This window comes from Streptomyces sp. NPDC091649, from assembly GCF_044756785.1.
Taxonomy (GTDB): Bacteria; Actinomycetota; Actinomycetes; order Streptomycetales; family Streptomycetaceae; genus Streptomyces.
The window spans coordinates 33,475-46,480 of sequence record NZ_JBIVTR010000026.1 but is presented as its reverse complement, the minus strand read 5'-3'; the positions used below and the strand labels follow the sequence as shown (position 1 = coordinate 46,480).

Below are 13,006 nucleotides of genomic sequence, written 5' to 3'. Positions count from 1 at the left end.
GCCCGCGCGGTCACCGGACGATTGCGCGTCGGGCACCCGCGCGCCGGGCCCCGCGCGCGGCCTCACGCGTCGGCGAGATCCCGCGACCTCACCGCCAGCCACAGGTCGTAGCGGGCGCTCGGGGGCCGGAGCAGCGAGCGCTGGAGGACCGTTTCCAGGCGGACGAGCCGCTTGCGGGCGCCGGGCACGCTGATGCCCAGCTCGGCGGCCGTCGGCCCGAGGCGGCCCTCGCACCGCAGCCAGGTGCGCAGGGTCTCCTCGGCCCCCAGGACGGGGGCCAGTTGCTGCTCGGCCCAGTCCCGTACGGCGGGGCGGCACAGGATCGCGTCCAGATCCCCCGCCGCCTCCCGCGTACCGGACCGGGTGGCGGCGGCGTACGGGGCGGGCTCCGGAGTGCAGGCCGGGGCGGGGGTCGCACGCACGCGCAGGGCCAGATCGAGCGCGGCCTGGTCGGCCAGCCGGTGCAGATCGAGGCCGAGCAGCTCACCGATGAGTTTCAGCCGGGCGGCCAGCGTGTTGCGGTGGACCTTGAGGTGGTCGGTCGCGTGCGAGGAGAACGCCAGCCAGGAGGCGGCGCTGGCCGCCAGCTCCTGGCTCCCGGGGTCCTGCGCACGGCGCGGCACATGGGTCAGGAGCGGAGCCAGCAGATCGTTCGCCCACTGCCGGCCGGCCGGTCCGACGACCAGCGCGGGGTCCGGCGAGACGCCGAACCGGGCGTGCCGGGACGGCAGTTCGCGGGCGACGGCCAGGGCGTGGAACGCCTGGCGGTAGCCCGTCGCGGTGTCGGCCAGCGGCACCGGCTCACTGACGCCCACCACGCAGTCGCCCACCCGGGCGGCGACGGTCTCATCGGTCGGTGCGGCCCCCGGGCCCCGCTCCTGCGCGGGCATCACGAGGATGAGGTGGCGGGCGTAGACGGGGCACCGCACGATCCAGGACCGGCCACCGTCCGCCTCCCCGCAGACCCGGGCCACCTCGTCGCGCCCGTCGCCGGAACACTCCACGACGCACACCCGCACCGGATCGGGGAGCCGGGGCCGCAGCGCACCGGCCACCTGCTGCGCGATCGACAGCTGGCCCGTCATCAGCAGGTGCAGCACCGCCTCCCGGCCCCGGGACTCGGCGAGATCCACCCGCCGCCGCTTGCGTTCCAGCGTCTCGGCCTGCCGGCACAGGGACAGCGGCTGGACCACGTCGGCCAGCAGCGTGGCGAGCCCGGCGGCCACCGGCCGGGGAGTGACGACGACGAGCACCGGGGCCGCGGGATCTCCGGCGCTCAGGGGAAACAGCAGGGCGGTGTGCGCGCCGGTGTCGAGGGAGTACGCCTGGGCCCCGCGCTCCGTGAGAGCGCTGGCGCCCTCGGCGACGAGCCCCGCGACATCGGGCACCACGGCACGCGCCGTCCGGGACGCCGCGTGCAGCACCGTCCCGTCCGGCCCGACGAGCCCCGCCCAGCCCTCCGCCCGCCCGGCCAGCCAGCGCAGCAACTCGGCCGTTCCGCCCGTGCGGGCCAGCCGGTGCATCCGCAGAAGATCGTCCGCACGCTCCCGTGCCCGCACCCGTTCCCCGTTCCCCGCCCGGGACGCAGCCGCGGCACCGGTGGTCCGGCGCCCGTCCGACTGTGCGGACCGATACCCCCGCGGCCGCCCCACTGGGCGCATTGAATCTCCCGTCTCCTTACCCTGCGTTCTATCGTCCGAACATGTTTCGGCTCGTCGGGGGCGACGCCGGAACGGGGGCGGGCGGGGAACACGGCGGCAGCGGCTCACGGGGGTGGTCGCTGTCGCCGGTTCCCGGCCGGCCGCCCCTCCTCCGCTCCCGCCCGCCGGGGCCCTGAGGGCCCTGCCCGCCCGGGCGGTGAACCGCGGCCCGCCGGATCGTCGGCGGTCGATTGTCAGTGGTGCCTTCTAACGTCGATGTCGCAGGAGTCGGTCGCCGGCTCCGGCTTCCGGCTTCTGATTGCCGGTTGGCGGCGGCCGACTGCTGGTTCCTGATTGCCGGCTGCCGGTTCCTGATTGCCGGCTCTCGGCCTTCGGCAGCCGGCTTTCGACGTGCGAGGAAAGGTCCCCGTGGAGTTCCGTATCGAGCGCAGTGCCCTGACCGACGCCGTGTCCTGGGCGGCCCGCGTCCTGCCCGTGCGGTCGCCCGTCCCCGTGCTGGGCGGGCTGCTGCTGGACACGGAGGGCGGGGGCGACGGGGACGGCGGGGGCGGGCGGCTGCGGATCTCCGGGCTCGACTACGAGGCGTCCGCACGCATCGACGTGGACGCCGAGGTCCCGCGCCGCGGGAAGGTCCTCGTCATGGGGCGGCGGCTGCTGGACATCTGCAAGGTGCTGCCCGAAGGGCCCGTGGAGTGCGCGGTCGAGGGCTCGCGGTTCACGGTGTCGGGCGACGGGGCCCGGTTCGGGCTCTCCGTACTTCCGCTGGACGACTACCCGGCGCTGCCCCCGCTCCCCCGGGTCCGGGGCGCGGTGGACGCGGACCTGTTCGCGGCGGCCGTGGCCGATGTGGCGGTCGCCGCCGGGCGCGACGACACACTGCCCGTGCTCACCGGAATCCGGCTGGAGCTCGACGACGACACGATGACGCTCGCCGCGACCGACCGGTACCGCTTCGCCGTGCGGACCGTCCCGTGGAGGGCGGCCGCCCCCGGCGAGGCGGCCGATGTCATCGTCTCCGCCCGCCGCCTCACCGAGATCGCCCGCGCGCTGGGCCGGTCCGGGCCGGTGAGCGTCGCCCTGGACGCCGGTTCGGCGGGCTTCGAGCACGCCGGGACGCGCACCACCGTACGGCTGCTGGAGGGCCGGCTGCCGCGCCACGAGAAGCTGTTCGCGATGGAGGACCCGGCCGCCGCGGCGGTGGACCGGGTCCGGCTGACGGAGGCGGTCAAGCGGGTCTCCGTCGTCGCCGACGGGGACAGCCCGGTGCAGATGACCTTCTCCCGCGCCGACGCCTCCGTGCTCCTGCGGGCGGGTTACGAGGACGACGTGGCGTCCCAGCGGCTGCCGGCCGCCCTGGAGGGAGCCGAGGAGCTGACCGTGGCGTTCCATCCCGGCTATCTCGCGGACGCCCTGGCCTCCTTCGACGGGCCGTCCCTGCGGCTCCTGCTGCTGGGGGCGGGCCAGCGCGCGATGATCACGGACGGGACGGACTCCGCCGCCGCCCACCGGCACCTGCTGATGTCGGTGAGACCGCAGCTCGCATGAGTGCCGCGGGACTGTCAACAGCACTATGATCGCTGCTCGTTGAGCGACACGGGGGATCGAGATGAACGGGCAGGAACTGTTCGCGCGGCTGTTCCAGACGGCACTGCTGATATTCAGGCCCAAGCGCGCCGACCGGATCGTCGACGAGACCATCACCGCACTCCAGGTCGCCCGCTCCCTCATCGGAGCGGTCGCCGTCATCTGGATCACCGTCGCCTACTGGGACTCGGCCGACGACCCGCTGAAAGCGAAGTTCGAAGAACTGTCGCAGGCCGCCACGATCCTGGTCTTCGCCGTCCCCGTCGTCCTGGCCGCCTTCGTCCTGGCCGCCCGGGGCCCGCACCGGGAGCGCTACCTCAGCCGGACCCCGGGCCCGCTCCTGGCCGTGGGCACCCTGGCGGGCGTCTACTACCTGACCTTCGTGGTCTGCCCCGCCATCGGGCGAACCGCCGTGGAGGACTACGAGATCGTGCCGATGCTGCTGACCATGCTGGTGCTCCTGCCCTCCTACCTCGTGGCCGGCCTGTTCCTCATCATCGGCACGGCCTTCGCGGTCTCGACGGTCTTCCGCCTCGCCGACGTCCACGAGACCCTGCCCCCGCTGGTCTCACCGTTCCTGGTGTGGTCGCTCTTCGTCATCCAGCTCGCCGACCCGCCGATGGCCGGCCTCCCGCTGCTGCTCCGCATCCTCTTCCTCATCGGCCCCCCGGTCTCGGTGACCGCACTGTCCTACGCGGAGCTGCGCCAACTGCGCCTGCACCACGGGGTCACCCTCCGGACCGCGCTGAACCGCGCCTGACGCACCACTCGCGCGGCCGCGCTCGCCATGCGTGGCGGGCGTGGAGTCCGTGGCGGGCGTGCGCGTTCCGGGCAGGCCGCCGGGTCGTCGGCCGCCGGGGCCCGCCGCCCTTCCGGCCGGACGCCGGAACGGGGGGTGTGTCCGGCGTACGCCGGACGCACCCCCCGTTCCGGGCGGGGTCAGCAGCTCAGGTTCGGACCGGTGGTGGTGCCGAGGATCTGGGTGAACTGCGTGAACTTGTTGATGCGGCTCTGGACCTGGGCGGGGTTGCCGCCGTTGCACTCGATCGCGCCGTTGATCGAGCGGATCGTCTCGCCGAAGCCGGCGTTGTTGACGATGGCGTTGTGGGCGGTCATCGTGCCGGGGCCGTTCTGCGTGTTCCAGTACCAGAGGCCGGTCTTCCAGGCCACGGAGGCGTTCTGCTCCACCAGGTAGGGGTTGGCCAGCAGGTTGATGCCCAGCGCGTCCCCGGCGGCCTTGTAGTTGAAGTTCCAGCTCAGCTGGATCGGACCGCGGCCGTAGTAGGCGGCCTGGCCGGCCGGGCAGCCGTAGGACTGGCTGGTGTCGCAGTAGTGCGGGTAGTTCGCCTCGTTGACTTCCTTGATGTGGACCAGCCCGCCGGTCTCGTGGCTCACGTTGGCGAGGAAGGCCGCGGCCTCCCGCTTCTTGACCGCGTCGCTTCCGGTGGTGGCGAAGGCCGGGAAGGCGCTCAGGGCGTCGGTCAGGCCCTGGTAGGTGTAGAAGGAGTTCCGGTTCGGGAACATCTGGTTGAACTGGGCCTCGCTGACGACGAAGCCGTTGTTCTCACCGGGGTCCTCACCACCGGTGCCACAGGCCCCCTTGTCGGCCCAGACGTCCGATGTGCCCGGACGCTCGTTCTGGGTCCACCACTTGGCGGTGTAGTTGCGGCCGTTGTACGAGACGGTGCCGCCGTTCGTGTAGACGGACGAGGAGTTCCAGGCCGTGGCGCAGGTGGCGGCCTGCGCGGTGGCGGCGGGAAGGACGACGAGCGCCGCGACGAGCGCGCCGAGCGCCACCAGCAGACTCAGGACACGTCGGATCACGTGATCACACTCCTTGGGCGCGGCGCGACGTCCGGCCGTGCGCCGCCGTGGGGGTGCCCGACACTCAAGCGAGAATGGCCTGGACCTGTCAAGGTCTAGACCAACCTCGGTAACGGAGAGGCTCCACCGGTCCCGGCCGCCGACACCTGGGACGATCGCGCCAAGAGCGCTCTCAACAGCCGCTATTCCGGAAGGATTCCATCCGGATCCCCCCGCGAACCGGGGCTGGCCCGAAGGTAAAATCTTCCGGCCCGCCCAGCATGCGGACGGTTCCGGGCGGCAGACCGGCACCCGGCCCCGACGGCGGCGGAACGCCGCGGAAGCCGGTGCGGGCGATGCCGCGGAGTGCCGTGCGGACACACGCGCGGCGGCGGACGACGTCTCGTGCCCGTCGTCCGCCGCCGCCGCGGTGTCGCCCGCCCCGTTCCCTACAGGAACGAGTTGATCTCGATGGTCTCGGTCCGGCCGGGGCCGACGCCGATCGCGGAGATCGGTGCGCCCGACATCTCCTCCAGGGCCTTCACGTAACCCTGCGCGTTCTTCGGCAGGTCGGAGAAGGTCTTGGCCTTCGTGATGTCCTCGGACCAGCCCGGCAGGTTCTCGTAGATCGGCTTCGCGTGGTGGAAGTCGGTCTGGTTGTACGGGAGTTCCTCGACGCGCTTGCCGTCGATCTCGTACGCCACGCAGACCGGGATCTGCTCCCAGCCGGTGAGGACGTCGAGCTTGGTGAGGAAAAAGTCGGTCAGGCCGTTGACCCGGGTCGCGTACCGCGCGATCGGGGCGTCGAACCAGCCGCAGCGGCGGTCACGGCCGGTGGTGACACCGCGCTCGCCGCCGATGCGCCGCAGCGCCTCGCCGTCCTCGTCGTGCAGCTCCGTCGGGAACGGACCGGCCCCGACCCGCGTCGTATAAGCCTTGAGGATGCCGATGACGCGGCTGATCTTCGTCGGGCCGACGCCGGCGCCGGTGCAGGCACCGCCCGCCGTCGGGTTCGACGACGTGACGAAGGGATACGTGCCGTGGTCGACGTCGAGCAGGGTGCCCTGGCCGCCCTCGAAGAGGACGACCTTGCCCGCGTCGATGGCATCGTTCAGGATCAGGGTCGTGTCGGCGACGAACGGCTTGATCTGCTCCGCGTACTGGAGCATGTCCTCGACGACCTTGCCGGCCTCGATGGCCCGGCGGTTGAAGACCTTGGCCAGGAGCTGGTTCTTCTGCTCCAGGGCCGCCTCCACCTTCTGCTCCAGGATCGACTCGTCGTAGAGGTCCTGGACGCGGATCCCCACCCGGTTGATCTTGTCGGCGTACGTCGGGCCGATACCCCGGCCCGTCGTGCCGATCTTGCGCTTCCCGAGGAAGCGCTCGGTCACCTTGTCGAGCGTGACGTTGTACGGAGTGATCAAGTGAGCGTTGCCGCTGATCAGAAGCTTGGACGTGTCGACGCCTCGCTCGTTCAGACCGCTCAGCTCGGAGAGCAGGACCGCCGGGTCGACCACGACACCGTTCCCGATGACCGGGGTACAGCCCGGCGACAGGATTCCGGAGGGGAGGAGATGCAGTGCGTACTTCTGGTCGCCCACGACGACCGTGTGGCCGGCGTTGTTACCGCCTTGGTATCGCACGACATAGTCCACGGATCCACCGAGGAGGTCGGTGGCCTTCCCCTTGCCCTCGTCACCCCACTGAGCACCGAGCAGCACAAGTGCGGGCACAGGCGTACACCCCTTCCGGGCGGGGCATGTCCAAGGCCAGGGGGCGTACGTAAAGGTCGTACCTGCCGCACGACGATGTACGGCAAAGCCTGAGCCGTCGAACCGGGTGCCCCGGAATAGACGAAGCCCCTGGCGCAATAGCGCAAGGGGCTCTTGCACCAAGATGCTACCCGAGGAAGGACCGAGGTGTCGGCTGCAGAGCCCCCCGACGACGGCGACGACCAGCTCCTGGTGGTCATCGACCCGGTCGCCCGCCGGACCGACGGCGAGTCCGTCCGTATCGCCAAGGACGTGCTGAGCGCCGGCTCGCACGCCAAGATCTGCCATCCGGACACCCCCGACGAGTTCGCCCGGGCCCTGTCCCGGCGGGGTGCGCGCAGGCCCGTGGTGGTCGGCGACGACCACGCGCTGCTGCGCGCGGTGGCCCAGCTCCACCGCGAACGGGAGCTGGCCGCCGGCGTCCTCTCCCTGGTCCCCGTCGGCGCCGCGCACGCCCTGGAGGTGGCCCACGCCCTCGGCGTCCCCCGGGGCGCGGTGGCGGCCGCCCGCACCGCGCTGGACGGTGCGGTGCGCCGGCTGGACCTCCTGGTCGACGACAGCGACGGCGTCGTCCTGGGCCGCCTGCGCATCCCCGCACCGGCCCCGCCGCCCGACGCGGCGGGCCCGCACTCGGGCGTCACGGCCGTCTGGGACACCTGCCGCTCGCTGATGACGTCCCTGGTCCGCCCGGCCCCGGTCGCCGCCACCACGCACCCGGGCACGCACCGCCTGCGCGTCGAGGCGGACGGAATACTGCTGAGCGACCTGGACACGCCGGTACGGGGCATCTCCATGACGTCCCGGGGCGGCGGGGGCCTGGCCGACGTCGTCGTCCGCACCGCCTCGGGCGAGAACGTCACGGCGGAGGCCAAGGCCGTCACGGTCTCCGGCGCGGACTTCCGCTACCGGGCGGACATACGCACCGCAGGACCGGTGCGCACCCGGACCTGGACGGTCCGGGCCGGCGCGTGGGGGCTGATGCTGCCGGGCCCGGCGAGCGCGGACGGGACCAGGGGCGCACGCTGGTAGGAGACGGCCCGCGAACGTCCCGGAGGTGACCGTCATGACCAGGATCGCTGTCGGATGGCACATCGACCTCGAATTCGAGGAGGACACCCACCGCACCCGCGCGGCGGCGCTCGTCCGCCTCTCCGACGGAACAGAGGTACGCGCCCACGGCTACGCCAGCCGCCACCCCTCGGACGCCGACCAGCAGAGAGTCGGCGAGGAGATCGCCGGAGCCAGGGCGCTCAACGAACTGGCGATGAAACTGCTGACCAAGGCGCACGACGAGATCGACGAGGCGTCGGGCCGCGCGTCGTACCCCCTGACCTAGCGTTTCGCCCCCGGAGCCCGGGGAGCGGAGGCCCGGGCGCGGCTTGACCGCGGGAAGGAACCGCCCCGCGCCCCCGCGGCGTCTCCCCGGGCATGAACACCCGGAACGACACCCAGGACTCGCGGCGGGAAGCCGTCGTCGGAACCGCCGGCTGCGTGACCGCCTTCGCCGGCGCGCTCGCCGGCATCGTGCTCTGGGCCCCGCACGGCAAGGGCGGCCTCCTGGACGGCATCGAGGGGGCCTCCAACTGGAACGTGCTCTGGATCGGCCTGCCCCTCATGATCCTCGGCGGCATCGCGGCGGCCCTGGCCGTCTTCGCCCTGGTCCGGGGCCACTGGCTGCGGGCGCTCGGCCTCGTCCTGACCATCGCCGCCCTGGCCGGCCTCGGCGTCGGCGTCGACGCGCTGGCCGGAGCGCCGAGGCCGGAGTGCTACGACCCCTGCTGAGACAGCGGGTCCCGGGAAGCCCCGCCCTACACCTCGGCCCGCAGCTCCTTCAGCCCCCGGATCACATACCCCGGCTGCCATCGGGGCTCCGCCGTCATCCGCAGCGCGGGCGCCTTGCGGAGCAGCTCCCCGAAGGAGGCGGCCAGCTCCAGCCGGGCCAGCGGGGCTCCCAGGCAGAAGTGAATGCCCGCCCCGAAGGTGATGTGGGGGTTGTCCTCCCGGGCCAGGTCCAGGGTGTCCGGCCGCGCGAACCGCTCCGGGTCCCGGTTGGCGGAACCGAACAGCAGCGCCACCTCCGCGCCGCGCCCGATCACCTGGCCGTCGATCTCGATGTCGTCCAGCACCCAGCGCTCGAACATCTGCAACGGGGTGTCGTAGCGCAGAAGTTCCTCGATCGCGGTGGGCAGCAGGGACGGATCGGCGCGCAGCGCGGCGAGCTGCTCCGGGTGGTGGAAGAGCGTGCGCCAGCCGTTGACGGTGGTGTTCACCGTCGCCTCGTGGCCCGCGTTCAGCAGCAGCACACAGGTCGAGATCATCTCCTGCTCGGTCAGCCGCTCGCCCTCGTCGTGGGCGGCGATGAGCGCCGAGACCAGGTCGTCACCCGGGTTCGCGCGCCGCTCGGCGATGAGCCCGCGCAGATACGCGGAGAAGTCGACGGAGGCCCGGACGGCGGCCGCGGCCGTCTCCTCCGGGGGGTTCAGCTCGAACATCCCGCAGATCGCCGCCGACCAGGGCCGCAGCAGGCCCCGGTCCGCCTCCGGGACGCCCAGCATCTCCGCGATCACCGCGACCGGCAGCGGCTCCGCGACGTCCGCGAGCAGGTCCCCGCCGCCCTTCGCCACGAACGCGTCGACCAGCCCGGCCGCCAGCCGCCGTACGGTCGGCGCGAGGTTCTCGACCGTACGCGGGGTGAACGCCTTGGAGATCAGCCGCCGGATCCGGGGATGGTCGGGGGCCTCCAGATCGAGGATGCCCTGCCCGTTGAGCGTGGTGAACGGCTCGTGCGCGGCGGGCGGCGGGGTGCGGCCGAACTCCTCGTGGCTGAAGCGGTGCAGATACGTCCGGCCGAGCCGCCGGTCGCGCAGCAGGGCCGATACGTCGGAATGGTGCGGGATCAGCCACTGCCCCGTCGGCTCGAACCAGTGCGCCCGGCCGGCGGCGCGCAGCGCGGTGTAGGCGGGGTACGGGTCGGCGACGAACGCGGGCGACCAGGGATCGAAGGAGACGTGCATGTCCCGACGCTACCCGCGCCCGCCGCCACCGCAAGGGCGTGCCGGCCCTTACCCCGGAGTGACCAGCCGCGCCTCGTACGCGAACACCGCCGCCTGGGTCCGGTCGCGCAGCCCCAGCTTCACCAGGATGCGGCTGACGTGCGTCTTGATCGTGGACTCCGCGACGATCAGGTGCGAGGCGATCTCCGCGTTGGAGAGACCCTGCGCGATCAGGACGAGCACCTCCGTCTCGCGTTCGGTGAGATCGCCGATCCGGGCCAGGGCGGGCGGGCGCGGGGTCTCCGCGAGCTTGGAGAACTCAGTGATCAGCCGCCGGGTCACCGTCGGGGCGAGGAGCGCCTCGCCCGAGGCCACCACCCGCACCCCGTCGGCCAGCTGCCGGGCGGAGGCGTCCTTGAGGAGGAAGCCCGAGGCCCCGGCCCGCAGCGCCTGGTAGACGTACTCGTCGAGGTCGAAGGTCGTCAGCACCAGGACTCTCGCGTCGGCGTCCCGTGCGACGATCTCGCGGGTCGCCTCGATGCCGTTCATCTCCGGCATCCGGATGTCCATGAGGACGACGTCCGGGCGCAGGGCGGCGACCTGGGCGAGGGCCTGGCGGCCGTCGACCGCCTCGCCCACGACCGTGATCCCCGGCATCGCGTTGAGCAGGACGGAGAAGCCCTCGCGGACCATCATCTGGTCGTCGACGATCAGGACCCGGATGCCGGTGCCGCTCATGCCCGGCCGTCCCGCTCGATGACGACGGTGTCGGCGTCGCCCGGCCCGTCCGCGCCGCGCGTGCCGTCCGCGCTCCCCGGCCCGTCCCGTTCCTCCGGCTCCCGGGACAGCGGTACGGGGAGGAAGACGGCGATCTCGTACCCGCCGTCCTCGGTCGCGCCCGCCGTCATCTCACCGCTCAGCATCGCCACCCGCTCCCGCATCCCGGTGATCCCGTGCCCGGCCCCCGGCGAGGGCTTGACCAGCCCCCGCGGCGGACCGTTGACCACCCGCAGCCCCAGCCCGCCGAGGACATAGCCGAGCTCGACACGGGCGGAGGCGCCCGGCGCGTGCCGCAGGCTGTTGCTCAGGGCCTCCTGGACGATCCGGTACGCCGACAGCTCGACGCCCTGCGGCAGCTCGCGGACGGCCCCGGTGATGACCTTCTCCGTCTCCAGGCCCGTCTCGCGCACGTTGTCCAGCAGCCCGTCGAGCGCGGCGAGGGTGGGCTGGGGGGCGTCCGGGGCCTCGTAGTCCTCCGCCCGTACGACGCCGAGGACGCGCCGCAGCTCCGTGAGGGCGGCCACGGCGTTCTCCCGGATGGTGACGAACGCCTGCTCCAGCTCCGGCGGCGGGTTCTCGACCCGGTAGGGAGCGGCCTCGGCCTGGATCGCGACGACCGACATGTGGTGGGCCACCACGTCGTGCAGCTCCCGGGCGATGGTGGTGCGCTCCTCCAGCAGGGTCCGCCGGTCGCGCTCGACGGCGGTGACGGTGCGCTGCACGGTGACCTCGCGCTCGGCGTCGCGCCGGATCTGGACCACGGCGACGACGAGCAGCGCGAAGGCGGAGAGCGTGGCCAGGGGCGCGGTGTTCGCCGGTTCGCCGCCTTCCAGCAGCACGCCGAACAGGAGAGTCAGCAACCACATCCAGGCTGCCGTACGGGGCCGGGTCCGGGCGGCCACGACCACCATGACCACCATCTGGGCGACGAAGACACTGGGCCCCAGGAGCCCGTCGCTGCCCAGGATCGCGCAGAAGACGATCGCCAGCATCGAGGCCCAGAACGCGGCGACCGGCCTGATGAGGGTCATCGCCACCGGGATCGCGGGCACCACGCCCAGCAGAAAGCGGTAGTGCCAGTTCGCGAACCCGGCCATCATCACGACGAAGGCGGCGAACAGCACCAGGGCGTGCGGAGTCCAGACGACGACCCTGCGCATCCCCTCGGGCAGCCGCCGGACCATCCGTCCGTCGGGGTTCAGAGGCGGCAGGGGACGGTAGTCGAACACTCGGCGCAGGAGGTCTTCCCGCAGGCCGTCTATCGCCCCTGCGGCCGCCCGGAACTCCGGGCTGCTGGTCTTTGTCTGGGTCTCGGTCACGCTCTCACGGTAGGCGGCGGCGGACGGCGGGTCGTCAGCATCGCTACGGATTCCGGGGCGTCCGTCTCAAGGACTACCCGTCTCCACCGTGCCGCCCGGGGAACCGGAGAACCCCTGGCCGGGCGCGTGGCCGGAGGCCCGGCCGGACCGGGCCCGCCCGCCCCGGTCAGGCCCCCGGGCGGAAGTGGTGCGCGTGCTCCTCGGCCCACTGCGCGAAGGTCCGCCCCGGCCGCCCCGTGACCTTCTCCACCGTGTCGGTCACCGTCCGGCCCTCGGGCGGGGTGTCCCGGTAGACGTCGATCAGGAAGGCGATCACGTCCTCCGGCATGCCCCGGCCCCGCCAGGTCTCCAGCGCCTGCTCCTCGGTCAGCTCGACCAGCTCCACGGCCGCGCCCCGCGCCGCGGCGACGGCCGCCGCCTTGTCACCGACGGTCAGCACCTGCGGGCCGGTGATCAGGTACTCCCGGCCGCCGTGACCGTCCTCCGTGAGGGCCGCCGCCGCCACCGCCCCGATGTCCGCCTCGTGCACCATCGCGCTCAGCCGGCCGACGAAGGGCTCGCGCACCACGCCCTCGCTCCGGATACCGGGCGCCCACTCCAGGGCGTTCGCCATGAACTCCACCGGCATCACGACGGTCCAGTCGAACCCGCTCGCGCGCACCGCGCTCTCCATCGGGGTGTCCCCGCCGCCGTGGAGCACGGCCACCCGCCGCACACCCGCCTTCCCGGCCAGCGCGAGGATCTCCTCACCGGTCTCCAGCGGGGCGAAGAACTCCCCGCCGAAGGTGATGAGGTGCAGGGCGCTCGCCCCGTCCAGCGCGGGGACCAGCGACGCCGGGTCGGTGAGGTCGCCCCGGACGACGTCGACGCCGGCCGGGAAGTCCGCCGCCCGTGCCGGGTCACGGGTCAGGGCCCGGACGTGCTCGCCGCGCTCCAGCAGCTGCTCGACCACGCGGCGGCCGACCGTTCCCGTGGCCCCGGTCACCAGGATCGTCATGAGGATCTCCTTCGTCGGTTCCGGCTCCGTCCGAGCCGGAACAGGACCAACGTAGGGACCCTTGCGGACACCTTTGGTCCGCAACTCGGCCCGGGCC

At 72.8% G+C, this 13,006-nt stretch carries 12 protein-coding genes; 5 read left to right on the top strand and 7 right to left on the bottom strand.

The annotated features are described in order from the left end of the window. Nucleotides 1–62 precede the first annotated feature (62 nt). Entirely contained in the window at nucleotides 63–1,523 is a 1,461-nt protein-coding gene (locus tag ACIQMU_RS30020; protein ID WP_352239770.1) for a helix-turn-helix domain-containing protein, read from the bottom strand. Between the two features lie 546 nt (nucleotides 1,524–2,069). Here ACIQMU_RS30020 and dnaN point away from each other — a divergent pair. Together dnaN and ACIQMU_RS30010 are read left to right on the top strand one after the other, a co-directional pair. Then, on the top strand, nucleotides 2,070–3,206 hold the full coding sequence (gene dnaN / locus ACIQMU_RS30015) for a DNA polymerase III subunit beta (RefSeq protein ID WP_352239772.1): 1,137 nt from the start codon (nucleotides 2,070–2,072) through the stop codon (nucleotides 3,204–3,206). A 61-nt stretch (nucleotides 3,207–3,267) separates the two neighbouring features. Beyond that, nucleotides 3,268–4,005, top strand: coding sequence for a hypothetical protein (locus tag ACIQMU_RS30010; protein ID WP_352239773.1), 738 nt, complete (start codon nucleotides 3,268–3,270; stop codon nucleotides 4,003–4,005). A gap of 179 nt (nucleotides 4,006–4,184) precedes the next feature. Here ACIQMU_RS30010 and ACIQMU_RS30005 read toward each other — a convergent pair whose 3' ends face one another. Further along, nucleotides 4,185–5,069, bottom strand: a complete 885-nt coding sequence (locus ACIQMU_RS30005) for a glycoside hydrolase family 19 protein (protein WP_352239774.1) — start codon at nucleotides 5,067–5,069, stop codon at nucleotides 4,185–4,187. Nucleotides 5,070–5,497: 428 nt separating this feature from the next. Next, on the bottom strand, nucleotides 5,498–6,781 hold the full coding sequence (locus ACIQMU_RS30000) for an adenylosuccinate synthase (protein WP_098007756.1): 1,284 nt from the start codon (nucleotides 6,779–6,781) through the stop codon (nucleotides 5,498–5,500). Nucleotides 6,782–6,967: 186 nt separating this feature from the next. On the opposite strand from ACIQMU_RS30000, the gene ACIQMU_RS29995 reads away from it, so the two are divergent. The 3 genes from ACIQMU_RS29995 (at nucleotide 6,968) to ACIQMU_RS29985 (ending at nucleotide 8,602) form a co-directional block, all read left to right on the top strand. After that, nucleotides 6,968–7,849 (top strand): diacylglycerol kinase, encoded by an 882-nt coding sequence (locus tag ACIQMU_RS29995; protein ID WP_402690105.1) that lies wholly within the window; start codon nucleotides 6,968–6,970, stop codon nucleotides 7,847–7,849. A 34-nt stretch (nucleotides 7,850–7,883) separates the two neighbouring features. After that, entirely contained in the window at nucleotides 7,884–8,156 is a 273-nt protein-coding gene (locus ACIQMU_RS29990) for a DUF1876 domain-containing protein (protein WP_356732337.1), read from the top strand. A gap of 92 nt (nucleotides 8,157–8,248) precedes the next feature. Continuing rightward, a complete protein-coding gene (locus ACIQMU_RS29985; protein WP_402690104.1) occupies nucleotides 8,249–8,602 on the top strand; it encodes a hypothetical protein in 354 nt (117 codons plus the stop codon). Between the two features lie 26 nt (nucleotides 8,603–8,628). On the opposite strand, the gene ACIQMU_RS29980 is transcribed toward ACIQMU_RS29985, so the two are convergent. The 4 genes from ACIQMU_RS29980 to ACIQMU_RS29965 form a co-directional block, all read right to left on the bottom strand. Beyond that, a complete protein-coding gene (locus tag ACIQMU_RS29980) occupies nucleotides 8,629–9,834 on the bottom strand; it encodes a cytochrome P450 (protein WP_402690103.1) in 1,206 nt (401 codons plus the stop codon). Between the two features lie 48 nt (nucleotides 9,835–9,882). Next, the gene (locus ACIQMU_RS29975; protein WP_352239779.1) at nucleotides 9,883–10,551 is read right to left on the bottom strand and encodes a response regulator transcription factor; all 669 of its coding nucleotides are present in this window, start codon (nucleotides 10,549–10,551) and stop codon (nucleotides 9,883–9,885) included. Then, nucleotides 10,548–11,912, bottom strand: coding sequence for a histidine kinase (locus tag ACIQMU_RS29970; protein WP_352239780.1), 1,365 nt, complete (start codon nucleotides 11,910–11,912; stop codon nucleotides 10,548–10,550). Before ACIQMU_RS29970 ends, ACIQMU_RS29975 begins: the two co-directional genes overlap by 4 nt. A 166-nt stretch (nucleotides 11,913–12,078) precedes the next feature. Next, on the bottom strand, nucleotides 12,079–12,909 hold the full coding sequence (locus ACIQMU_RS29965) for an SDR family oxidoreductase (protein ID WP_402690102.1): 831 nt from the start codon (nucleotides 12,907–12,909) through the stop codon (nucleotides 12,079–12,081). Nucleotides 12,910–13,006 lie beyond the last annotated feature (97 nt).

Excerpts from the sequence above, each read along its gene's own strand:
- ACIQMU_RS30020 (WP_352239770.1), bottom strand. The coding sequence starts at position 1,523 with ATGCACCGGCTGGCCCGCACGGGCGGAACGGCCGAGTTGCTGCGCTGG.
- ACIQMU_RS30010 (WP_352239773.1), top strand. The coding sequence starts at position 3,268 with ATGAACGGGCAGGAACTGTTCGCGCGGCTGTTCCAGACGGCACTGCTG.
- ACIQMU_RS29990 (WP_356732337.1), top strand. The coding sequence starts at position 7,884 with ATGACCAGGATCGCTGTCGGATGGCACATCGACCTCGAATTCGAGGAG.
- ACIQMU_RS29985 (WP_402690104.1), top strand. The coding sequence starts at position 8,249 with ATGAACACCCGGAACGACACCCAGGACTCGCGGCGGGAAGCCGTCGTC.
- ACIQMU_RS29980 (WP_402690103.1), bottom strand. The coding sequence starts at position 9,834 with ATGCACGTCTCCTTCGATCCCTGGTCGCCCGCGTTCGTCGCCGACCCG.
- ACIQMU_RS29975 (WP_352239779.1), bottom strand. The coding sequence starts at position 10,551 with ATGAGCGGCACCGGCATCCGGGTCCTGATCGTCGACGACCAGATGATG.
- ACIQMU_RS29965 (WP_402690102.1), bottom strand. The coding sequence starts at position 12,909 with ATGACGATCCTGGTGACCGGGGCCACGGGAACGGTCGGCCGCCGCGTG.